Genomic DNA, 23,270 nt, shown 5'->3' with positions numbered 1-23,270 from the left:
AAGCGACCCGCCTCATTCCTCTCCATCGAAGACCTGAAAATTCATGCGTCTCCTAGCCATAATCGCGCTGGCCCTGATCGCTGGCATCTCGCTCGGCAAGCTGACCGGATCGCGTCAAACCACCGAATCGATCGATCATTTTGGCCCGTTCACCGAGGTCGAAGACTTCGATCTGGAACAACTGCCGCAGTACCTCAGTTCGTTGATCCCCGATAACGTCGGACAAATCGAACTGATCGGCGAAAAGGACTTCGACTTCGGCGTCATGCACCGCAACACCGAAGGGGAGCACGCGTTCAAGATCCGCAACGTCGGAACCGGCCCGCTGCGGCTGGAGGTGACCGGTTCGACGTGCAAGTGCACCGTCGGCGAACTCGAAAACGAATCGATCGCCCCCGGAGAGACCTCCGAGATCAAGCTGACTTGGAAAACGCGGTCCAACACCACCGAATTCGCTCAAACCGCGACGATCAAAACCAACGACCCCAACAACGTCGAAGTGAAACTGACGGTGCACGGCACGCTGGTCGAAACGCTGCTGACCGAACCAACCGATTGGTCCGTCGGCAACGTCACCTCCGGCGAACCCATCGATCTCGAATTCACAGCTTACAGCTACGCCGACGCGCCGATCGAAATCGTCTCGGCCCAATTTCTCGACGAAACGGTCCAAGCGTTGACCGAAGTCGATTGGACCGTTCGAAAGCCCGACGAAAAGACCGACGGCAAGCACCACGCAGCGTTGCAAGCCTTTGAATTCAAGGTGAAGGTCAAGCCTGGGCTGCGTCAGGGATCGCTGAACCACGTGCTTCGAGTGCACTACGAAAACGACGATCTCGATGAGGACAGCCCATCGTTTGACATGAATCTATCGGGAAATATCGTCGGCCCGCTGCGGCTGCTCGGCGGCAGCAAATTGGAGCAATCCGACAAGGGGGACGGCGGAGGCTACCGCTTTAACTTCGGGACGGTCCGCCAAGGCGATCCGGGGAACGAGCGGATCCACCTGGTAATTCGCGGCAAAGAATACGAGGATCTGGTCGTCAAAGTGGGCGAGATCAAGCCCGACAACGTCTTCGCCGTCTCGCTGGGCGAAGAGAATCGTCGCGGAACGCTGCGATCGATACCGATCGATATCCAAATCAAGCCGGAGGCTCCGCTGGGCATCGTTCGCGGAATGAAATCGCTCGATACCGGCTACGTCATGCTGGAACCTCAAAATAGTAATCTTTCACCTTTGAAGCTGTGGTTGACGGTAGAGGTGACAGCCGTGGACAATTAGTTCGGGACAATTCGGCAACGCGGTTCAAGCGAACAATATGCACAGAACACAACTAGCGATCCTGACGACTATCTGCTGCCTGCTGCTCAACAGCGGCTGCGACCGTTCCACCTCAGTCGTCCAGGAGACGGAAGAGCCAGCCCGATCGGTCGATCGGGCCGCCGATCCCGCCCCCGCCGCTACTGAATCAGTCGCCTCCCAAACGGCTGAACCTCAACAGGCCAAGCCCGTCGAAATCGCGAAAAACCAGCCGGCGGAGACCCCGGCGGCGGTCGAGCCGACCGCCAGCGACGAGCCCATGTCGCCCACGCCCGCTGAACCGGCAGCCGAGCCGCCAGCCGCCGAACCGACATCGCTTGTCGCCGCAGTTCCAACGCCTGCTCCAGCACCAACGCCTGCCGCTGCTCCAACACCAGCCGCCGCTCCAACGCCCGCCGAAGAAGCTACCGACGCCGAGGAACCTGCGGCGAATGAGCCTGCCGAAGCCCCCGCTGCCGAGTTAACCGCTAGCCCAGCTGCCGACACCGAAGTCGACGATCGCTGGAAGCAATGGCCCAAGCCGAGCGCGGTGATGCTGTTCACCGGCGAACAACATGGCTACATCGAACCATGCGGCTGCACCGGATTGGAAAATCAAAAGGGAGGCCTGGCCCGGCGACATACGTTGATCAAAGAGATCCAAACGCTCGGCTGGAACGTCGTCCCGATGGATGCCGGAAACCAAGTCCGTCGCTACGGGCAGCAGGCGGGAATCAAGTTCCAGACAACCGTCGCGTCGCTGCGGACCCTCGGCTATCGCGCCGTCGGCTTCGGCCCCGACGACCTGCGACTGGACGTCGGCCTGCTGCTATCCGAAGCGGCCAGCGATCCCGACGCCCCCCTGCAATTCGTCTCCGCCAACGTGACTCTGCTGGATCCCGAACTCCTGCCATCGACACGCGTGATCGAAACCGGGGGCAAACGAATCGGCGTGACTTCGATCCTCGACCCCAAAACCGTGGCTCAACCGCTCAGCGACGAAATCCTCGTCGATCCCGTCGCCCCCGCAGTGAAGGCGTCGATCGCCAAGCTGGCGAGCGAAAACTGCGACTACAAAGTATTGATGTATTACGGCGGCAACAGCGCCGAAGAAGATATCAACACGATGGGAGCCCAGTTGGATGGAATCGACCTGGTCGTGATCGCCAACGAATTTGGCGAACCAACCTACAAGCCGCAAAAGGTCCAAGGGTCCAACACCGCCGAGATGATCCTGACCGGGCACAAAGCGATGTACGCCTGCTTGGTCGCTCTTTACGACGACGGGTCGCCCAGCCGATACGCTCGCATTCCCCTCACAGACGCCCTCGAGGATTCCCCCGCGATGCTGCAATCGCTGGCCGTCTACCAGGACCATCTGAAAAACCTTGGGTTCAGCGGGCTCGGGCTAAACCCGATCCCTCACGCCAGCGGCAACAAGTTTGTCGGATCACAGAAGTGCGGCGAATGCCACACTACCGCGATGGAGATTTGGGAAGGCACCCCGCACGCCCACGCGACCGAATCGATCGTCCGCCCGCCAAACGACCGCGGCGATATCGCTCGACACTTCGATCCCGAATGCCTCAGCTGTCACGTGACCGGATGGAATCCGCAAGGCTATTACCCTTACTTGAGCGGCTACCTGAGCCTCGAATCGACGCCGCAGATGGTTGCCAACGGCTGTGAAAACTGCCACGGCCCCGGCTCGCAACACGTCGCCGCCGAGGAAGGGGATATCGACGCCGACGACGACCTGCTGGAGAAGCTACGCAACGCGATGCGACTGCCACTCTCCAAGGCACGCGAGAAATGCATGGAGTGCCACGACCTCGACAACAGCCCCGATTTCCACAAAGAGGGAGCGTTCGACGAGTACTGGGAACAGGTCAAGCACATCGGTAAATACTAACGCAAGGCCTTCCTGGCGTCCGGTTCTCCTGGCAACCGGACGCTCGCGTGACGAATGATTTGCACTAGCTTGGCCCGATGCTCCAGCCAGCCCATCCCCGGCAATTTTGCTGGCCGAGAAGCGATGCGATAGAATCCTGACTGACGTTTTACAACTGGAGGTCATGATGGGTTATGCGCAGCGGGTTCGGCGGATCGGTTTAGTTGCAGCGTTGCTTTTTGCCGGAACAGGTTTTGCAAAACCGACCGCCGCGGAACAGCAGCCAAACTTTCTTGTCATCGTCAGCGACGACCAGCGGCCCGATACGATCGCGGCGTTGGGAAACTCCGTGATCGAGACTCCCAACTTGGACCAACTGGTTCGCGAGGGGATGACTTTCACCCGCGCAAGCTCTGCGTTCCCGCTGTGTGTCCCCAGTCGCGCGGAGATCTTGACCGGTGCGACAGCGTTTCACAACGGCGTCCCCTACGGCGGTGGCCGGCTGAAAAAGGGACAAGTCTTCTGGGCCGACGCGCTCCGCAATGCTGGCTACCAGACTTGGTACTGCGGAAAGTGGATGAACGACGGCGCACCCAAGACGCGTGGTTATGAGGAAACGAGTGGATTGTTCAGCAGTGGCGGTGCGGGACCGCTGGGGCGGGAGCCACGCTACGGCCGGCACAACCGCTTGATCACCGGCTACCGCGGATGGACTTTCAAATCAGCCGACGGAACGCCGGAACTGGAGAAGGGAATCGGCGTGGTCGGCGAGACCAGCAAATACATCGCCGACGGCGCGATCGAACTGCTGCAACGGAAGACCGACAAGCCGTTTTTCATGCACGTCAACTTCACCGCACCTCACGATCCGCTGATCATCCCGCCGGGATACGCTGGCAAATACAAACCGTCCGAGATGCAGGTGCCGGCAAACCTACTGCCCAAACATCCCTTCGACCACGGAAACATCGACGGCCGCGACGAACAACTGCTCCCCTGGCCGCGGACCGAAGCGGACGTCCGCGAGGAGATCGCCGCCTACTACGCAGTCATCGACGACATGGACGCTCAGATTGGCCGGATCCTCGCGGCGCTGAAGGCGTCAGGACGCTACGACAACACGGTGATCCTATTCACCAGCGACCATGGCTTGGCACTCGGAAGCCACGGGCTGATGGGGAAACAAAACATGTACGAACATACGATCGGCGTTCCGTTTATCATCGCGGGCCCAGGGATTCCGAAGAACCAACGAACCGCGGCGCAGATCTATCTGCGCGACATGTACCCCACGACGTGCGAATTGGCGGGGATCCCGATTCCCGAAACCGTGGAATCCAAAAGCATCGTGCCGATCCTTCGATCGCCCGATACAGAGATCTACCCTGCAGTCTTCGGATACTACAAGGATACTCAACGCATGATTCGGACATCGCGTTGGAAACTGATTCGCTATCCCAAAGTTGGCCGCACGCAATTGTTCGATCTGGAAAACGATCCCGATGAACTCGTCGACCTCTCCGGCTCCAGCAAACACCAAGAACTTGCAAGCCGACTTGGCGGCCAGATGGACCAATGGTTCCAGCAGCAAAACGAGAAGCACTAGGCACCGACAAACAACGCCAGCACCGATCAGCCGTCTGCTTCGTCGCCTAACGCATCGTCGGTGATGTTGAGATTGGTCGAAACGCTTTGCACATCGTCGTGCTCGTCCAAAAGCTCCAACAATCGCATCGCTTGCTGAGCGACCGATCCTTCGACCTCGACGGTTGTCTGCGGCAAACGGGTCACTTCGCTCAGTTCCGGCTGCAACTCAGCCGCTTCGAACGCGGCTAACAAATCGCTGAAGCTCTCCGGCGGACAAGTGACTTCCCAACCACCGGAATCGCTGCGTTGGATGTCGTCGGCGCCACCTTCGAGGGCAACCTCGGTCAACCGTTCCTCATCGGTCTCGGCAGCAAACAGCATCAATCCCTTGCGATCGAACAGATAGGCGACCGAATTGATCGTCCCTAGATTGCCGCCGTTGCGCTCGAACAGAACACGCATCTCCGGCGCAGTGCGGTTGCGATTATCGGTCAACACATCGCACAGAATCGCGACGCCGCCGGGCCCATATCCCTCGTAGAGAATCTCTTCCAAGTTCCCACCATCGAGCTCACCGGTTCCCCGCTTCACCGCCCGTTCGATGTTGTCCTTGGGCATGCTGACCGCTTTGGCGTCATCGATCGCCTTGCGGAGCCGGATGTTGGTATCGGTATCTCCGCCGCCCAACTTGGCAGCCACGATGATCGCCTTGCTCAACCGACTCCAAAGCTTTCCACGCTTGTTATCGACGAGCGCTTTCTTGTGCTTAATTCCAGCCCAATGGGAGTGGCCTGCCATTGCTGTCTATCCAAATTCCGAAGCGTCAAAGAGAGAGGAGATTATCGTCAGTGAAACGCCAGTCGAAAGACCAACGCTTCACAACGCTCGCCCATCGCTCAAGCGCGGTGAGCCAGCGAGCTAGCGGGGCTTTTTCTTAGCAAGCTTTTTGGTCGAACTGCGAGCCGGCTTGGTCGCCTCATCCGCATCCGACTTGTCGCCAGCACCCTTGGCGGTTTTAGACTTCGCCGTACCCTTCTTCGCTGGCGTTGCCTTGGCCGGTTGCGAAGCGCTCGCCTTCTTCGCCTTGATCGATGCCGCGATCCCCTTCAGCGGCGCCTTGTCGGGCGGGCTAGGAGCTGTCGACTTTTTCGCTGCCTTCTTTACGGGAGCCGCTTTAGGAGCGGCCGACTTGGTCGACGCCGCCTTGCCAGCAGCTGACTTCGCCGAAGCGGTCTTGCTGGACGACTTGCTCTTGGCGGGGCTCGCTGCGGGAGCCTTCTTGCCGGGCAACAAATCCATCGCGTCGGGATTGATCTGCAGGATCAACTTCAGCAGATCGGGATCTTGAGGATTGCTTGCGAAATCCAACGACGCTTGGTGCAGCAGCGACGAAAACTCGGTCCCCTTCGATTTGGGAATCGCTCGCTCGATCCCGGGAACCTTGTCGCTTTCGCGCTCGGCATCGTTGATGATTCCACAGTAGTAGAAGAGATCCATGCCGACTGCATTGATCGGAATCGCGTGCCCGCCGAGCCCCTGTTGGACGATGTACGCCAACACAAACGAGGTCATCGCCGGAAACTCGCTGAGATCCTTGATCGTCTTGCCAAGGTTCTGCTTCTTCATCTCTTCGATGTCGAACGAATAATACGTTTCGAACAACGCGTGCAGATTCTTCTTCAACCGCGACGCAGCTTCGGTCGCGTTGGGCAAGCGGGGAAACGATTCCGCCAACTCGCTGACGGTCGTTACTCGAACTTCATTCCAATCGAAATAATCCTGCTCCAAGCGAGCGATGCCTTCGTCGGCAGCTTCCTGCGAACCGTCCTCCAACAGACAGGCGTACAAGAAATGCTCGAACAGATTTCTGCCAGCCGAAGGAGGCAGCGGCTTGTATCGCTTTTTCAAAAGAGTGAAAAGCTTGGTGATCCTGGCAGACCGATTGGTTGTGCTCATGTTGTTAGTTTGCAGATGTCAATGATCGGTGTTGAAAACGGAGAGGAATAACCAGCGAGCCAACAGGAACTAGGATGGATCTTCGGATCCATCGGTAGCGCTGTCATCGGACGCGGGCGGAGTCTCTTTCCGCAATTCCTCGAGTATGCGACTGACCTCAAGTGCATTGTTGAGGCCTTTATCAATTTTGAACGTCAACCGCGGCGTGTACCGCGTGTCGATACGGGCGGCAATCTTCGACTGCAAATAGCCAGCCGAATTTTGCAACCCGCGAAGCGTCAACGTCTGCTGCTTCTCGTCCCCCATCACGCTGACGCGGACTTTGGCGTTTCGCATATCCGGATCGATTTCAACACCGATTACCGTCACATCCTTGACTCGCGGGTCGCGCAACTCCGTCAGAATCGATGTTGCTACGACTTCACGAATAGCCTCAGCGGCTTTGAGCTGACGACGAGATGTCACGATAGGATTGCCAAAATTGAGAAACAGATGCGTTAACAGATACAACGAGCCGCCGAGGACGGCCCCAGCGATCAATCGAGGGTTCGGGCGAACTCTTCGATGCGATAAGCCTCCAAGACATCATCCTGCTTGATGTCGTTGAAGCCAGACAATCGGATACCGCATTCCATTCCGCGTGGCACCTCTTTGACGTCCTCTTTGTGACGGCGAATCGAATCCAACGGATAATCACCGATCGTCCGTCCATCGCGATTGACCCGGATACGACACCCACGCTCGATCGAGCCTTGAGCGACATAACTACCCGCGACAACGCCGACCCGACTGATCGAGAAGACCTGTTTCACGACAGCACGTCCCAATTCGACAACCCGTTCTTCAGGCTTCAAGCGACCTTCGATCATCGCCTTCAAGTCGTCGGTCATCTTGTAGATCACGTCGTAACGACGAATCTCGACCTTGCGATCGTCGATCATGCCACGCGCGGCTTCATCGGGAATCACATTGAAGCCCAAGATTACCGCATCGCTCGCCGAAGCAAGCGTCACATCGGCGACGGTGATACCGCCGACCGACCGTTGCAGCACGCGGATCTCGACCTCGGGATGATCGAACTTGGCGATCTCCTTGTCGATCGCTTCCAGCGAACCCTTCATATCGGCGCGGATAATCAAGTTCAACTTGGCCCGCTCCTCTGCCTTGCCCAACTGGCCGTCTTGCAACAGCTGTTGGAAATGCTCGAAGCTGACCTTGGTCGTAATCCCCGACAGGTTCTGGCTCTTGCTGTCGAACTCGCGTGTCTCGGCGATCTCGCGAGCTTCAGCGATGTTGTCCAACACATGGAACCGATCTCCCGCACCCGGCGGTTGATCCAGACCGGTCACGTTGACTGGCGTGCTTGGGCCCGCTTCGTCCATCGCTTCGCCGGTCAAGGTATCGGTCAACGCTTTGACGCGACCGTGAGCTGGACCGCAGACGACGACGTCGCCAACCTTCAGCGTTCCGTTTTGAACGACAAACTTGGCGATCACACCGCGATCGGCCTGCTGTTCCGACTCCAAGCAAACACCCAACGCATCGCGGTTCGGATTCGCTTTGTATTCGTTCAGCTCAGCAACTGTCAGCAGAGTATCGAGCAATTCGTCCATGCCCATCCCAGTGGTTGCACTGGTGCGAACGACTTCGACATCGCCACCCCATTCACTAGGAGTCAAACCGTGCTCGGTCATCTGAGTCATCGGACGATTGGGATCGACCCCAACCAGATCCATCTTGTTCAACGCCACAACGATCGGAACGCCAGCCGCTTTCGCGTGGCTGATCGCCTCTTCGGTTTGCGGCATGATTCCATCGTCCGCCGCGATCACCAAGACGGCGATATCGGTGACGTTGGCACCACGAGCACGCATTTCGGTGAACGCTTCGTGACCTGGAGTATCGACAAACGTGATCTTGCGACCGTCTTTGTCGACTTCGTAAGCGCGAATGTGCTGAGTGATACCACCCGCTTCGCCCTTGACGATCCGCGTCCCGATCAAATAGTCCAGCAAGCTGGTTTTTCCGTGATCGACGTGCCCCAGGAAGGTCACGATCGGCTGGCGAGGTTCAAGATCGCCCTCTTCGTCGGCGCGATCTTCGATCTTTTCGATCAGCTCTTCTTCCAACGAAGTTTGGCTCTTGAACGAAATATCGATATCCAGTTCCGCCGCGATCAACTCGGCCGTCGATTGGTCGATCTGAGCATTGATGTTCATCATCATACCCATACCCATCAACGCCTTGAGGACCTGTGCGGCGCTAACGCCCGCCGCTTCGGAGAAGCTTCGGATCGAACACGGCAGTTCCAGGACCACGCTCTCTTTTCGCGGCGCCGCGGTATTTCTACCGGTCCGCGTGATCGTGCGACGGCGACGGCGATCGTCGCCATGTCCGAACGATCGCTCGATGTCGCGACGGCCGCCGCGGCGACCCTTGTTGCGATCGGCACGGGCGCTGGCCATCCCAGCGATACCCTTCTTCTTGGTTCGCTCTTCTTCGACGTCGGCGCCCTTGCCACCGCGTCCGCGCTCGTTGCCAGTCCCGGTGAAGGAACTGAGCGCGCCGCCAACCTTGCCTTTGCTCTTGTTGGATTCCGCCTTCTTATCGACGTCGTCCTGAACCAGCTTCTCCAACGAAGCTTTCATCCCCTGCTTGTGACCGGCGATGACATCTTTGGAGAGACGGATCTCGGGCTTTTGAGCGGGAGCTTCACCCGCCGCAGGCCGCTGTTGACGCGCTGGCGATTTGGGAACCGCAGCCAGATTGATGACTGGGCCACGCTTCTTGCCGCCACCGGTGCGTTCGCCATCGCTATTGCCCGACGGCTTCCCGCCACCGGAGCGATTGCGTCCACCGATGTCGCGGATTCGCGAACCCGATCCGCCGCGAATAGCCTCTCGACGCAGAGGCGCATTGGCCGCTGGCATGACAGGCTTGTTGGGCTCCGACTTTGCCGATGCGCGAACCGGCTTGGGTGGTTCCTCCACTGGAGGCGGAGTTGGAGCGGGGGCCGGCTTTTTGGCGACTTCGATAGGTGCAGCAGGAGGCTCGACAGGCGCCGCGGGCTCTGCAACAGGCTTGGTTTCAGCCGGCGGTTGCTTGGCTTCCACGACCGGTGCGGCCTCGACTTCCTCTTCCGCAGCCGTCTTGGGGCGAGATTTCAACTCCGCCACAGGGCCCGTTTTCTTGAGCCCAGTACCCAAAGGACCTGCGCCGCGTACTGGTCGCACGTCTTCCTTTGGGGCGGCCTTGGCCACCTTAGGCGCACCGAGCTGACTCAGGTGCTTTTTGACCTTTTCCACTTCATCGTCGTCAAGACTTGCGAGCGCAGAGCCTTTTCCAGTAACTCCTACTTTGTTACATATCTGGACAAGTTCCTTGCTGTCGATCTTCAAGTCTTTAGCTAGCGCGTAGATGCGTACGGCCACGTTGAGGAATCCCTCTTGCTGGTTGGTATGCACCGAACGGACGTAAATCGTGCCCGCTCGAGTGCCAATCTAATATCGAGTTCACATATTCAAGGCTCCTCCGCGCAGTGAATTAACACCGCTAGGGTCCCGTAATCAGTTGACTCTTGTGTCCAGGACAAGCTTACGCCTTATCCGGATCTTCTACATTGTCTGAAGCCAGCTGCTCGGCTTCGCCTTCTTCGTTAATATTTTCAACGGCAACATTCTTGTTATCAGAATCTTGCTCCGTCGATTCGTCAATCGGCTCCGATTCTACTATTACGTTTTCTACTTCCTCTACAGACGCTTCCGCCTCTCCATCGGCCCCAGCCTCTTCGGCGGCCGGCGACTCTGCACCGTCGCCCTGCTGGGTCTCTTCGGACACTTCAGCGGCAGAATCCTCTGATTCTTCCGACTCGGTCCCCTCTGCCACCTGCTCTTCAGCCGCTGGTGGCTGCTCTCCGCTAGCTGCAGCATTCGCCGCCGCTTCGCGTTCTTGTTTGCGTTTTTTCCGCTCTTCAGTCGCTGCGGCTTCCGCTTCTTCGGCTTGAGTTTCGGCTTGCTCGACGATGACGTCGACCTGTTCGGCCGTCAGTCCACCCATCTGCATCAGCGTTTCGGGCTCGATCACCGAGAGATCATCATACGACAGGTAACCCTGTTCGACCAATTGCTGAGCCAGGTCTTCGGTCATGCCTTCCAACTGGCTAAAGCCGGTAACCGCTCGCTCGATCTGCTCTTCCAGCTCGCCGCCGGTCATGATCTCGATATCCCAGCCGCACAGCTTACTGGCCAAACGGACATTCTGCCCGCGACGACCGATCGCCAACGACAGCTGGTCTTCTTGAACCAACACAATCGCACGCCCAATCATATTGCACAACAGCACCTGCTCGATCTCAGCCGGCTGAAGGGCGTTGGGGATCAGGATCTGAGGATCGTCGCTGTAGCGAACCACATCGATATGTTCACCCGCCAGTTCCTCGCGGACGCTCTTGATTCGGCTGCCGCGATAGCCAACACAAACCGCGATCGGATCGACCTGCGAATCGGTGCTGCTGACCGCCACCTTGCTGCGATAACCCGGTTCGCGGCTGATCGAATTGATAGCGATCACGCCTTCGGACAATTCGGGGATCTCCTGTTCGAACAGGCACTTCACCAACTGAGGCCGCGTTCGGCTCAACACAACACGAACGCGATTGCCCGTCGCGCGGACCTCGAACACAACCGCTCGCACGCGTTCGTTGGCATGCAGGCTCTCTCCGGAGATCTGCTCGCTGCGCGGCAAAATCGCTTCGACATTCCCCAACTGAACCGTTGCGACCCCGCCATCAGCTCGCTGGATCACGCCGCTGACCATCTGCCCGATCTGCTCGCGGTACTCCGCCATCAACGCGTCGCGTTCGGCTTCGCGAACCTTTTGGATGATGACTTGCTTCGCGGTTTGGGCGCCGATCCGTCCGACCTGATCCTGGTCGAGAGGCGCACCATCGATTTCGGCATGAATTTTACCGGAATCGTGATCAATTCGCACGACAATGTCAGCTTCTTCGCCGTAATGTCGGCGCGCAGCAGTCGCCAGCGCGGCCTCGATGGCCGAAAATAAGAGCGAGGGGTCGATGTTCTTCTCGCGATGAAGCGAATCGACGTATCGAAGTAGATCCTGAGGATTCATGCGACGGCGTAACCGATCGGTCTGTATGTGCAAAAATGGAGCCCGAGCGTAGCACACCCGGGCTTCTGGCTAATTGCTTAGTCGGGTAAACCAGCAAAGTTACCCGTATAAACGAATAGTGTCAACCAATATCAACCGCCTAAGTACCCGTGCTGCCACGCTTTTACGCGATCACGAAACGGCGATTTCAACCCTTCCAACACTCCCAAATGTCGGCACCTGCCCCCCTGCGGCATGATTCTCGATGGTGCAAAAAGAGAACACCCCCCATCTGTAATTGCGGGTTTCCCACATTCAACAGCGACCATTCGTGCCGATTATGCCGGATTCAGCGACCTAATTTTCGCGATGTGGCAGTTTCGCAACGCGTCGCCGACGTCGATCCAGCGATCCTGTCCTAAATTTTCTCGGCGGAGGTGTCAGCGGCGATTCGACACCCCATCGGTCGATCGCGCTATTCACATCCCCAGCAAACCATGAGCCAGATGACTTCAAAACAGATTCTTGTTGCTGAAGACGATCCCGTTTTTCGAAGGGTGATCGTGTTCGCCCTCAAACAAGTAGGGTTCACAGTCGACTCGGTAAGCGATGGGGAACAAGCCCAACATCAGCTGCACGCTGGCGAGTACGACATGCTGATCACCGACCACCAAATGCCTCTGTGCAGCGGGCTGGATCTGATCCAACGCCTCCGCGAATCCCCCCGATTCGTCCACCTTCCCGTCGTGCTCTGCACTGCCCGAGGGCTAGAACTGGACAAAGATCATCTGCAGAACCGACTGCAACTGGCAGGAATTATGCACAAACCGTTCAGCCCGCGACTGCTGGCCGAAAGAGTCCGCACGCTGCTCGCGACGCACGAAGCCCAGCTACTGACGACCAACAACACCATCGTCTAAACAGCCTTCCCGCCGCAGGCCGCCCAAACGCAGAACTCGCTCCTCCGCGAACCGATCACCGGTTAAGCCCGCGGATGGAACTCGCGATGCACCTTCTGCAAGCGACTGTGGTCGACGTGGGTATAGATCTGCGTCGTCTGGATGTTGGCATGCCCCAGCATCTCCTGGACCTGCCGCAGTCCCGCTCCGCCAGCCAACAGGTGCGTCGCAAAACTGTGCCGCAAACTGTGCGGGCTGATGTCGTCGGAGATCCCCGCCCGCTGGGCGTATCGCTTGACCAATCGCCAGACCTGCACGCGATCCAACGCCTGACCGCTGCGGCTGAGGAACAGGTGTTCGGGCGTCGTTGCCGCCAGCGCCACCAAGCGGACCCTCAATTGATCGATATACATCTGAATCGATTCGATCGAACGCACCCCCAAGGGGACCATCCGCTGCTTCCCCCCCTTACCCTCGCACTTCAGATGCTTCTGCTTCAGATTCACGTTCTGCAGCCGCAAACCGCAGACCTCCGACGCCCGGCAACCCGTCGCATACAGCACTTCCAACAGCGCCCGATCCCGCTGCCAATAGCTGTCCGAGCGGCGTGGGGCGGCCAATAGACCATCAACCTGAGCGGGGCTGAGCACCCCCGGCATCCGCTGCCACATCTTCTGCGTCGTCAGCAACTCCGCAGGGTTATCGAGAACGACGCCCTCCAGCTGCAAATATTTGTAGAAGGTTCGCAGCGCGACGACGTGCCGAGCGACGCTGGCCGGCGCCAACGACCGCTGACACAGCCAGCTGACGTACTGCGACAGGTCGGCGATCTTCAGTCGCGGGATCGAACGATCCTCCAACCAATCGAGGAATCGCTTCAGATCGCGGCTGTATGCCTTGATCGAGTTGTCCGCCAAATGGCATTCGTTCCGCAGATAAACGATAAAGTCGGCGCAATACGACTGACTCCGCCCATCGGATTTTTTCGCCGGACCGCGCGACTTCAATTGCTGCAGCTTGGTTGGACGGGCCATGAGTCAGAAGCATCCTTCGAGTGGCATGAAGAGGCAAACGGCTGATAATTCCCTCTTCGTCATCCGCTGCGACGAATTGCAATTTCAATCTCAGAGTTCCGATTCCCCGATCGATCTGACCCGAATCGAAGTACAAACGGCCCCCCGGACCGTTGATTAAACGCCGACAAACAACAGCTTTCGGTTTCTAAGGCCGGGACGATTCAGTTATCCTTAGATCACACATACCACCCTCGCCAGGGGTGGACCCACCATTCCCAGCGACAGTGCCTACGGCGCACGCTCGCTCCTAATTTCGATACGCCAAGCGAAGCCATACGATGTCAATATTCCAACGAATCGCAATCCTGTTGCTGCTGGTCAGCGGATCGCTGTCGATCCCCCAAACCGCCTGGGCCGTGATCACCCGAGCTCAACGGATCGAACTGACGCAGATCGGTGGGATTATCAAACAGGCTGGCGAAAACTACCTGAAGGGCAATTTCGAGACATCGGGCAAACAGGTCGAAGAGGCGCAAGAACGGCTGCAAAAGCTGGTCGCCGTAGGAGACATGCAACTCTATCGCGAATCCGGCACACTCTTCACACGCATCGGCCGGGCCCACGCGCTACTGGAACTCGAAGGCATCCGCATGACGCCTTTCTCCAAGCCGGAACCGCCCACGATGGAGGCTCCCAAACCGGACAAGCCCGAACCAACCACTCCCGAACCGACGACCGACGGGATCAGCTTTACCAAAGAAGTCGCCCCGATCCTTGTCCAACGTTGCGGTCGCTGCCACGTGACCGGAAACCGCGGCGAATTCAGCATGTCCGATTACGCGACGCTGATGAGAGGCCCCGCGATCGGAATCGTTGTCGCTCCAGGCAACCCCGCCGGCAGCCGCTTGATCGAAGTCATCGGCTCGGGCAGCATGCCTCCCAACGGAAACGGAATCCCCGCGGCGGAGCTGAAGAAACTCAGCGACTGGGTCGCCGCCGGCGCCAAATTCGACGGCACCGAGACCGACATGCAACTGACAGCGTTTGCCACCGCGGCCCAACCGGGCCGGATGCCCGCCGCCGCGATTCGCCAATCGACGGGCAAAGAGACGGTCAGCTTTGCCAAAGATGTCGCTTCGATCTTGATCCAGAACTGCAACGGATGCCACATCGACGCCCGACAGGTCCAAGGCGGCCTGCGAATGAACACCTTCGCCCAGTTGAATCGCGGTGGCGACAGCGGCCCGATCGTGATGGCGGGCAAACCGGACATGAGCCTGTTGCTCCAACGACTGAAAGGCGAAGGGGGCAACCGCATGCCCGCCGGCGGACGCCCTCCCCTCTCCGACGAACAGATCGAATTGATCAGCACCTGGATCAAAGAAGGAGCAACTCTGGACGGCAAAACTCCCGACCAACCGCTCCGCGTGATGACCGCTCTGGCTTGGGCTCGCGACGCGACGCACGAAGAACTGATGGAGCGTCGCACCGAGATGGCAGACCACAACTGGAAGATGGGCAGCCCCGACGAAGAACCGACACAGATCGAAACCGACAACTTCTATGTCGTCGGTAGCGTCGGCCCCAACACCTTAAAAGCTGTCGCCCAGCAAGCCGAAGCCGCCTTGGCCGATGCCAAGGGAATCGTCCGCCGCCCCGAAAAACGAGGCCAACCGACTTTCAAAGGCCGGGCGACGATCTTCGCCTTCCCGCGCCGCTACGACTACAGCGAGTTTGGCCGGATGATCGAGGGACGCACGCTGCCGCGCGACTGGACGCAGCACTGGCGATACGATGGCCTAGACGCCTACGCTGCGATCGTTGTTACACCGAACGACCAGGACGCGCAAATCAAATCGCGGCTGACAGGTCCATTGGCCAGCCTGCTGGTCGCCGAAACGGGCGACGTTCCGCATTGGCTCAGCGAAGGAATCGGGCGAGCCGCAACGGCGAAACTCGCCGACCGCGATAACGAACTTGTCGAAACCTGGAACGAAGAACTCCCCGCAGCGATCGCGGCGTTCAATAAACCCGAGCAACTGCTCACCAACAAACTGCCCGCCGATCAAGCCGATCTCGTCTCGTACGCGATCGGCCAGTTCCTGATCGACCGAGCTTACAAGCCGAAGTTCGACAAACTGATCAACGAACTCGCCGCCGGCAAAGACTTCCGCACCGCCTTCGTGACCGCCTACGGTGGCCAACCCAAGGATGTGCTAACCGCCTTCGCCCGCTGGTACCAATCGAACGCCGGTCGTCGCGGACGTTAGCTCATGACAGCTCCGCCGCCGCGGCCCCCAAAGAGTCCCAAGACAGCAACCCTGTCAGTTATACGTAAGTCATGGTGAGCTATCGCGACCGAACGCTCGCCAGGCCAGCGAGAAGTCTTTCGTTCGTCGCAGGCCGTTCCACATCGCATTCATCCGAGTCAGGGCCGCAGGCTCGACCATTTGCATAGCCCAGGCCATCGGCCTGGGTTCTAGCGGCGATGATTGACATGGTAGGGCTGTAGGCCCGGTCGATTGTCACCACCTACCCCGGGGCGTTGCCCCTTCGCCCGCTGTGAAATGAAACCGGGGGCCGTTGGCTGATACCCAGCCCTGCAGGCTGGGCTAGGCAAATTGCTGGACCTTCGGCCCGCGACAGGCGTGTGAGGAATGTGCCTGTCCCTTTCGCCCCTTGCTTTCGCCGTTGTTTGCGACTTGCGTATGACTGACAAGACAGCAACCCGGGGCGGCACACAGCCCCCCCCTATCTACCAGGCGACGACGCAAATCGCAAACCGACTGACGTCGCCTGATGAATAGATTCGCCCCGGACCGGATACGACGCCAGGAACGCTACGACCGCAGAAAACTACTTCTGCTCGACAGCTTCGAAGATCGCGATCTGACCGTCGTTCCGTTTGCCGGCAGCATTCTCACGGCCATTGGGCCAGGAGAGAACGACGCCATACAGCGTGCCGTCTCGTTCCACGGGGCAGAAGCCGTGCATGTGGTGCATGTAACCCAAGGTTTCGTAAGTCGCGGGAACCAACATTCCCGATGGCTTGCCGCCATCCATCACCAACAACGGTGCCAGCCCCTTGGTCGACGCCAGTGGATTCAACAGCGGCAGGAACATGCTCGAACCGATGTGCGAGATGTTGCAGGGAGTCGATCCCTTGGGCAGGTCGAGATAATACTTGGCATCGGCGCCCGGCATCTTGATCTGAGCCCCGCTGGATGTGAAGGCAAAGACGCGGCCATGGCTGCGCGATGCAACTTCGACAATCTCCTGCCCCGCTTCGGTCGCCACTTGAACGCCATGCGCGGTGCTGAAGACACCACCTACCTGCTCCTTGCCGCCCCAAGCCGGTCCGCCCCATTGCCACTTGCCATCGCGGATTTCCGCCGAAAGAGCGAAGTCGCCCGGTGCGTAACCGATCACGACGACCAACCGCTTGGCAACTGGAAGATAGACGACGTCGCAGGGAGTGAAACGGCCACCGGCGGAGAAATAAGCGTTCACCGTTGGGTTGTCGAATTCATCCCCTTTGGGCTGCGTCAACTGAGCGATCACTTTGCCACGCTGCGAGACGACGACGCTGCCAGTATTGGTCGAACTGAAAGCCCAATAGGACTGATCGTCGATCATGAAACAGTCGGTCCCGTGAGCGTTCATGCCGGCGGCGAACAGCGGATCCTGCCCCTCGACCAGCGTCCACTCTCTCATTTCGGGGTCGAGCGTCACCAGACCGTGCTTAGCGACAACAGTCACGATCTCGCCAGTCGACGAATCGCGATCGGCGTTGTTGTGCAGGCCCCCTTTGGCCGCAGCAACCATCGCTTCGGATTGCTTTCCGAGATCGGGGCGGTGCTTCCAAACGTAGCTCTTGCCGTTGGCCTCAAAGGTATTTTGCGTTGCATCCGCAGCAGCGGCGGCGGCTGAGCCGGCCTTCTTTGAGGTACCGTGGTCGTGTCCCTCGTGCGCGACCGCATCGCGAGAGAGGCAAAAGAGCAATGCGACGACACAGCAGCAGGCGATCCGGAAAACAGTCACGTTGACTCACTTCGTTGATGTAAAAGATGGGAAGATAGGTAAACGCATTGTTCTCAAAGCAACCTCCCTCATCAACCGGTCGACGCAAATGAAGGCGGAGAGGCCAGCACGGGCGTTCACCCATCAAACTCCGGCCCCACCAAACGCAACCGGAATCAAGCGACCGCAGCCGCCACAATTCCCCGCCTCGCTCACCCTTCCACGATCGGGGCGACACGAAAACGAAGGCTCTCCCTAGCCCTGGTTTTCGCGGATCAAGCGGATGATCCGTTCGGGATGTGGCAAGCCACGGGCAACCACTTCCAAATCATCTTGGCCGGAACTGGAGATCCCAACACCGCCGATATTCAGCAACCGCTGCGTGAACGATTGGTCCAGCTGGATATTGCGGACATCGTTGTGTTGCACTTCGGAGGTCGCCCGCGAGATGATTCCCTCCTGATAGATCGTGCGGTCGTCGGTCACCGTCAACGTGGTGAACCGACTGACCAACATCCAGAATCCAACGACCCCAGCGATCGCCAGCAACACGATTCCGCAAACCCACGTCACCAGCGACGCCGGCCCCAGCATCGCGTTTTCATCGAAGGCGTAGCCAGCGATCGAAGCTCCGGCCAGCGACGCGATCAGGACAACCAGGGATACCAAAAAGAGAGCCCCGAGGATCAAGGAGGCGAGAGGCCGAGCGCGAAAGACAACCGGATGAACCTTCGCCAACGTCCGCTCGCCCGGCTCCGCCGCCATCCGATCGGCGTTGACCGATTCCCGACCAACCTCCTGCACCGCAGTGACCACCGCAGTAGGGATTTCGATCTCAAACGGTTTAGCGCACTGGGGACAGACCACCGGTCCATCGAGATGTTCGATCGTGCTGTCGACTTTGTTCTGACAATAAGGGCATTGAGCGGTAAGGACTTGCATGGCGATCGACTCCAGAGTTCAAGTAGCGATTTGTCGTGGCATCGCCAAACACTCTGCATATCCCATGCCATCCCAACCACACCAGGGACCAACAGCACCGCCCCCCGCTGGAGTCGAGCCTTCAGGCGAAATCTCGTTTAACCGCGAGGGCAACACCCCGCGCGTCCAATCCCAACCAATCCAAAAACAACCACGCCACAGAGAAATCTAAACGAGCGCACCCTCAGTGATCTCTGAGACCTCTGTGGCTAAAAAAAGAAACAGCCGTCCCACCCTCCGCACGATCACTATTTACCATCTCGCTGCAAGCGTGCGGTCACCGGATAGTGATCCGATGGCGCCCGCCCTTCTTTGGCCGTGCGATCGATTTGCGCGTCGAGGATCTTCCAGTTGCCACGGGTTGCGATCCAGTCGATTCGAGGCCCGGCAAACTGATCGCCCAGGAACCTCGAGATCGTCGTATCCCCCTTCGTCTCCTTGGTCCCGGCGACCGCGAAGGTGTCGACAAGCCGCGACGATTCCGCGGCGTCGGCGAACAGAGTTCGATAGGGCACACTGGTAACCGATGAATTAAAATCTCCGGTCAAGACGACGTCGCAGTCCGCTCCCAGTTCGTCGATCTTCCGCAACACCAATGCGGCCGATTCGTTGCGTGCCTGTTGCCCGCGATGATCGAAGTGCGTGTTGATAAACAGGATCTCGCGCGGCGCGTTCGACTGGCGGTCTTTCAATCGCACCCATGAACAGATCCGTGGCAGACTGCTATCCCACGACTTGCTGCCCGCTTTGCCCGGCGTCTCGCTGAGCCAGAAGTGGCCTTCATCGCGCAATTCAAAACGCTTGGTCTTGAAGAACAGCGCCGTCATCTCGCCTTTGTCGCTGCCATCGTCTCGCCCCACACCAACACTTGTGTAACCCGGCATCTGTTGCTCGAGGAACTGTTTTTGAAACTCCAGCGTTTCCTGAGTCCCCAACAGATCGGGATCGTAGGCCGCGATGGTTTCAGCAACAAACTCCTTACGCCGCTCCCAATGGTTCTCGCCATCGGACGCCGTCCCATAACGAATGTTGAAGCTCATCACCCGCACGTCGCCTGCGATCGCAACGGGACTCGCAGACAGCGAAACCAACGTGCTCCCCAACAGAACAAGCGGTAAAAACGCAGCGCAGTAGAAACACGAAGAACGTCGACGGGAGAGTGTCATAGGTGAAGATCGCCTGTTGGAGGGAAAGGAGAAACTAAAAACAAAACGGGTTCAGACAAAGCGCGGCTCCGCTCTGTTCAGCCCCCAAAAAGGAGCACGCCCCCGCTTTCCGCATCCAGCATACTGAATGGGGCCCGCAAGTGAGGCAACAAGCAAAATCGCAGGGAAGAAAAAAGGGGTTGCCCACACATCCCCATGCGTTGACGCCTGAACAACAAATATGAACAGCCGCGACAGCGGCGAAAGCATTTAGCTGCGGGCGTAAGCTCGCAGACCAAACGCCTCCCACAGAAAGCCGCAGCCGCGAAGCGGCGAAAGCAACCGACCGCTACCGCCGCTTCGCGGCTAGCACAATCGCGGACGCACACTTTTCTGCAGGCTGACGCCTGCAGCTAATCGCTGCCATCGCTTCGCGATTCAATCGAACAGCGGCGACAGTATTCAGCGGCCCGCAGACTCAACGAAACACAATCCGCCCTCCCCTGCCCTGTTTTGTGGGCCATACGCGATTGCTGGCGGGCGAGTTATATTGGTGAAGAAGCTGCATTGTCCTCTTTGCCTCCAAACGCGATCTGCCGTGAACCAGCCAATTTCCATCAACATCCCACGCGTCGATGCCCGCAATGGCGCCGCCCCCGCGATCCTCGCCCAACTGCGCGCCAAGCTCAGCCCGGCTGGCGATGTCGTCAGCCCCAAGGGGCGCGAATTGACGCTAAAGGTCTTCGGCGAAGCATTGGCTCCGGCCGCCGTCGTCGATCGGATCTGCAACGATATCCAACGCGATGGCGACACCGCTCTGCTGCGCTATTGCCAAGCGCTCGATGGAGCGGACCTGGATGCCGCTTCGCTGCGCGTCCCCGCCGCCGAACTGCAGCAAGCTCATGCCGCGGCCGATCCCGAGTTCCTGCAATGCATCCGCCGGATCGCTGAAAACATCCGCACGTTCCAATCGGCGATCCTGCACCAAGATGTCACGATCACGCCCAAGCCAGGCGTCAGCTTGACCCAGCGGTATGTGCCGCTGCGACGGATCGGAGTCTGCGTCCCCGGTGGCGCCGCCGCCTATCCGTCGACGGTGTTGATGACAGTAGTCCCCGCGCAAGTCGCCGGCGTCGGGGAGATCGCCGTCGTCGCGCCGCCGACAAAATTCGGATCGTACAACAACGACATCCTCGCCACCTGCCATGAACTGGGCGTGACGGAGGTCTACCGGATGGGAGGCGCCCAAGCCGTCGCGGCGATGGCCTTCGGAACCGATACCGTCCCGGCAGTCGACAAGATCGTCGGCCCCGGCAACTTGTTTGTCGCGTTGGCGAAGAAGCAAGTCTATGGACATGTCGACATCGATTCGATCGCCGGCCCCAGCGAAGTGATCGCGATCGCCGACGACACCGCCAACCCAGCCCACGTCGCCGCCGACCTGTTGTCGCAAGCTGAACACTCCCCCGGCTCGGCGATCCTGATCTCGTGGAGTCAGTCGCTGCTGGACGCCACGTACGCGGCGATCTGCGAGCAACTAGAAACCCTGGAACGCAGCGACCTGACCCGCCCCAGCTTGGAAGCCTACGGCGCGCTGATCCTCGTCGACGACCGCGAACAAGCGCGGCGGATGACCGATGCGTTTGCACCGGAGCATCTGCACATTCAATGCGAATCGGCTCGCCAACTGGCCACATCGATTCGCAACGCCGGCGCCACATTCATCGGCAACTACACCCCCGTCGCTCTGGGCGATTATGCAGCGGGCCCCAGCCACGTGCTGCCGACCAGCGGCACCGCCCGCTGGGCCGCTGGCCTGTCCAGCAACGACTTCGTCCGCAGCGGCAGCATGATCGAGTTCGACCAAACCGGACTCGAAAACATCGCCGACGACGTCCAACTGCTGGCTGAAAAAGAAGGCCTCACCGCCCATCGACTCAGCGTCTCGATCCGCCGATAACACCGATGTTCGCCTTTCGCTCCGCGAAAGTGCGGCACCCAGTACGCCCCTCCAACGCACTTTCGCGGAGCGAATGGGGATTAAACCAACATCCTTTCGCGGAGCGAAAGGCGACCAACCAACCGCCAGCTCGATCTCAACCGATGACCAACAGCAAACTCCGCTTCCGCCCCGCGCTGTCGAAGATGAAGGCCTACGTTCCCGGCGAACAGCCGCAGGGTGGCAAATTCATCAAGCTGAACACCAACGAAAATCCCTACCCACCGGCTCCCGCCGTGGTCGAAGCGATCCGCGCCGCGGCCGACAGCCGACTGGAACGCTACCCCGACCCCGTCGGTTCGTCCTTTCGCCGCATGGCCGCGCAGCGACTTGGTCTGCCCGGCCCCGAGTGGATTTTGTGCGGCAACGGCAGCGATGAGATCCTGACGATTCTGGTCCGCGGATTTTTGAGCGACGGCGACCTGCTGCGGATGCCAACGCCCAGCTACATCTTGTACCGGACCCTCGCCGAGATCCAAGGCGCCCGCTGCGAAGAGATTTCGTTTAACGCCGACTGGACCCTGCCGGCCGCTTTCAGCAGCAGCGATGGCGATCCCCGACTGGCCCTTCTGCCCAATCCGAACAGCCCCAGCGGAACCGTTCTGTCGCCGCAAGCTGTCGCGGAAATCGCCGCCCCCCTCCCCTGCCCTCTCGTCGTCGATGAAGCCTACGGCGACTTTGCCGAAGAGAACTGCATCGAACTGGTCAAGCAACACGAAAACATCTTGGTGACCCGAACACTCAGCAAATCGTATTCGCTGGCCGGCCTGCGATTTGGATTCCTCGTCGCCCAACCGCACGTGATCGCCGAACTGACCAAGATCAAAGACAGTTACAACTGCGACGCGATCGCGATCGCCGCGGCGACTGCGGCAATGGCGTCAAACGATTGGTTGACCGACAATCGAGCAAAGATCCTGGCGACGCGCGAGCGAGCCAAGGGGAAGCTGCGGGAACTCGGGTTCGACGTCCTCGATTCGGCTGCAAATTTCTTGTGGTGCACCCACCCCGATCGCGCACTCAAACCGATTTACGAAGCGTTGAAAGAGAACCAAGTGCTCGTCCGCTACATGGACTACGCCGGCTGGGGCGACGGACTGCGAATCACGATCGGCACCGACGCACAGATCGACGCCGCCCTAGTCGTTCTGGCTCGCCTGCTGCAATCCGACGCGTAACGCATTCGCAAAAGCGTGTCGCAGACAACGACGATCAAGCCTTCATCGCCGGTACGAAACGTTCAATCGCCTACTTCATGAAGCTCTTCTCACTAGGCGGTTCGCTGCGCCGCGGGCACCGCACGATGCCTTCGATCAGAGCCTCGCAAGCTGCCCCGCTGACAATCGACGGCCAAAGATGCTTCGCTG

The 23,270-nt window shown here is 59.1% G+C and carries 16 protein-coding genes; 7 read left to right on the top strand and 9 right to left on the bottom strand.

The features are described 5' to 3' along the window. Positions 1 to 43 precede the first annotated feature (43 nt). The 3 genes from CA51_RS01975 to CA51_RS01965 all read left to right on the top strand — a co-directional run bounded on the left by CA51_RS01975 (position 44) and on the right by CA51_RS01965 (position 4,797). A complete protein-coding gene (locus CA51_RS01975) occupies positions 44 to 1,282 on the top strand; it encodes a DUF1573 domain-containing protein (RefSeq protein WP_145117457.1) in 1,239 nt (412 codons plus the stop codon). Between the two features lie 37 nt (positions 1,283 to 1,319). Next, positions 1,320 to 3,212 (top strand): multiheme c-type cytochrome, encoded by a 1,893-nt coding sequence (locus CA51_RS01970; protein ID WP_145117456.1) that lies wholly within the window; start codon positions 1,320 to 1,322, stop codon positions 3,210 to 3,212. Between the two features lie 166 nt (positions 3,213 to 3,378). Next, positions 3,379 to 4,797, top strand: a complete 1,419-nt coding sequence (locus tag CA51_RS01965; protein ID WP_231745941.1) for a sulfatase family protein — start codon at positions 3,379 to 3,381, stop codon at positions 4,795 to 4,797. Between the two features lie 26 nt (positions 4,798 to 4,823). Here CA51_RS01965 and CA51_RS01960 read toward each other — a convergent pair whose 3' ends face one another. From CA51_RS01960 to nusA, 5 genes are all read right to left on the bottom strand, one after another. Further along, positions 4,824 to 5,576 (bottom strand): YebC/PmpR family DNA-binding transcriptional regulator, encoded by a 753-nt coding sequence (locus CA51_RS01960; protein WP_145117454.1) that lies wholly within the window; start codon positions 5,574 to 5,576, stop codon positions 4,824 to 4,826. A 120-nt stretch (positions 5,577 to 5,696) separates the two neighbouring features. Further along, a complete protein-coding gene (locus CA51_RS01955; RefSeq protein WP_145117453.1) occupies positions 5,697 to 6,734 on the bottom strand; it encodes a hypothetical protein in 1,038 nt (345 codons plus the stop codon). Between the two features lie 69 nt (positions 6,735 to 6,803). Then, positions 6,804 to 7,199 carry a 30S ribosome-binding factor RbfA gene (gene rbfA / locus CA51_RS01950; protein ID WP_145117452.1) on the bottom strand — a complete coding sequence of 132 codons (396 nt, stop codon included), beginning with the start codon at positions 7,197 to 7,199 and terminating at the stop codon, positions 6,804 to 6,806. 71 nt (positions 7,200 to 7,270) lie between these two features. After that, a complete protein-coding gene (infB, locus tag CA51_RS01945; RefSeq protein WP_145117451.1) occupies positions 7,271 to 10,165 on the bottom strand; it encodes a translation initiation factor IF-2 in 2,895 nt (964 codons plus the stop codon). 163 nt (positions 10,166 to 10,328) lie between these two features. Next, entirely contained in the window at positions 10,329 to 11,864 is a 1,536-nt protein-coding gene (gene nusA / locus CA51_RS01940; protein WP_145117450.1) for a transcription termination factor NusA, read from the bottom strand. Positions 11,865 to 12,349: 485 nt separating this feature from the next. On the opposite strand from nusA, the gene CA51_RS01935 reads away from it, so the two are divergent. Further along, a complete protein-coding gene (locus tag CA51_RS01935) occupies positions 12,350 to 12,763 on the top strand; it encodes a response regulator (protein WP_231745940.1) in 414 nt (137 codons plus the stop codon). A gap of 62 nt (positions 12,764 to 12,825) precedes the next feature. Here the strand turns inward: CA51_RS01935 and xerD are convergent, their stop codons facing one another. Next, positions 12,826 to 13,776, bottom strand: a complete 951-nt coding sequence (gene xerD / locus CA51_RS01930) for a site-specific tyrosine recombinase XerD (protein ID WP_145117448.1) — start codon at positions 13,774 to 13,776, stop codon at positions 12,826 to 12,828. A gap of 320 nt (positions 13,777 to 14,096) precedes the next feature. Here xerD and CA51_RS01925 point away from each other — a divergent pair, with 320 nt between their 5' ends. Beyond that, positions 14,097 to 16,028 carry a c-type cytochrome domain-containing protein gene (locus CA51_RS01925; protein ID WP_145117447.1) on the top strand — a complete coding sequence of 644 codons (1,932 nt, stop codon included), beginning with the start codon at positions 14,097 to 14,099 and terminating at the stop codon, positions 16,026 to 16,028. Between the two features lie 586 nt (positions 16,029 to 16,614). Here CA51_RS01925 and CA51_RS01920 read toward each other — a convergent pair. From CA51_RS01920 to CA51_RS01910, 3 genes are all read right to left on the bottom strand, one after another. Beyond that, positions 16,615 to 17,799 carry a hypothetical protein gene (locus CA51_RS01920; protein ID WP_420821474.1) on the bottom strand — a complete coding sequence of 395 codons (1,185 nt, stop codon included), beginning with the start codon at positions 17,797 to 17,799 and terminating at the stop codon, positions 16,615 to 16,617. A 234-nt stretch (positions 17,800 to 18,033) separates the two neighbouring features. Next, the gene (locus CA51_RS01915; protein WP_145117446.1) at positions 18,034 to 18,720 is read right to left on the bottom strand and encodes a PH domain-containing protein; all 687 of its coding nucleotides are present in this window, start codon (positions 18,718 to 18,720) and stop codon (positions 18,034 to 18,036) included. A 287-nt stretch (positions 18,721 to 19,007) separates the two neighbouring features. After that, positions 19,008 to 19,925, bottom strand: a complete 918-nt coding sequence (locus CA51_RS01910) for an endonuclease/exonuclease/phosphatase family protein (RefSeq protein WP_145117445.1) — start codon at positions 19,923 to 19,925, stop codon at positions 19,008 to 19,010. Positions 19,926 to 20,502: 577 nt separating this feature from the next. Here CA51_RS01910 and hisD point away from each other — a divergent pair. Continuing rightward, a complete protein-coding gene (hisD, locus tag CA51_RS01905) occupies positions 20,503 to 21,864 on the top strand; it encodes a histidinol dehydrogenase (RefSeq protein WP_145117444.1) in 1,362 nt (453 codons plus the stop codon). Positions 21,865 to 22,007: 143 nt separating this feature from the next. After that, a complete protein-coding gene (gene hisC, locus CA51_RS01900; RefSeq protein ID WP_145117443.1) occupies positions 22,008 to 23,081 on the top strand; it encodes a histidinol-phosphate transaminase in 1,074 nt (357 codons plus the stop codon). Positions 23,082 to 23,270 lie beyond the last annotated feature (189 nt).

This window comes from Rosistilla oblonga (assembly GCF_007751715.1).
Lineage (GTDB): Bacteria > Planctomycetota > Planctomycetia > Pirellulales > Pirellulaceae > Rosistilla > Rosistilla oblonga.
Note: the sequence above shows the minus strand (reverse complement) of the source record. Positions and strands in the feature narration are given on the sequence as shown.

Excerpts from the sequence above, each read along its gene's own strand:
- CA51_RS01975 (WP_145117457.1), top strand. The coding sequence starts at position 44 with ATGCGTCTCCTAGCCATAATCGCGCTGGCCCTGATCGCTGGCATCTCG.
- CA51_RS01970 (WP_145117456.1), top strand. The coding sequence starts at position 1,320 with ATGCACAGAACACAACTAGCGATCCTGACGACTATCTGCTGCCTGCTG.
- CA51_RS01965 (WP_231745941.1), top strand. The coding sequence starts at position 3,379 with ATGGGTTATGCGCAGCGGGTTCGGCGGATCGGTTTAGTTGCAGCGTTG.
- CA51_RS01960 (WP_145117454.1), bottom strand. The coding sequence starts at position 5,576 with ATGGCAGGCCACTCCCATTGGGCTGGAATTAAGCACAAGAAAGCGCTC.
- CA51_RS01955 (WP_145117453.1), bottom strand. The coding sequence starts at position 6,734 with ATGAGCACAACCAATCGGTCTGCCAGGATCACCAAGCTTTTCACTCTT.
- nusA (WP_145117450.1), bottom strand. The coding sequence starts at position 11,864 with ATGAATCCTCAGGATCTACTTCGATACGTCGATTCGCTTCATCGCGAG.
- CA51_RS01935 (WP_231745940.1), top strand. The coding sequence starts at position 12,350 with ATGACTTCAAAACAGATTCTTGTTGCTGAAGACGATCCCGTTTTTCGA.
- xerD (WP_145117448.1), bottom strand. The coding sequence starts at position 13,776 with ATGGCCCGTCCAACCAAGCTGCAGCAATTGAAGTCGCGCGGTCCGGCG.
- CA51_RS01925 (WP_145117447.1), top strand. The coding sequence starts at position 14,097 with ATGTCAATATTCCAACGAATCGCAATCCTGTTGCTGCTGGTCAGCGGA.
- CA51_RS01915 (WP_145117446.1), bottom strand. The coding sequence starts at position 18,720 with ATGCAAGTCCTTACCGCTCAATGCCCTTATTGTCAGAACAAAGTCGAC.
- CA51_RS01910 (WP_145117445.1), bottom strand. The coding sequence starts at position 19,925 with ATGACACTCTCCCGTCGACGTTCTTCGTGTTTCTACTGCGCTGCGTTT.
- hisC (WP_145117443.1), top strand. The coding sequence starts at position 22,008 with ATGACCAACAGCAAACTCCGCTTCCGCCCCGCGCTGTCGAAGATGAAG.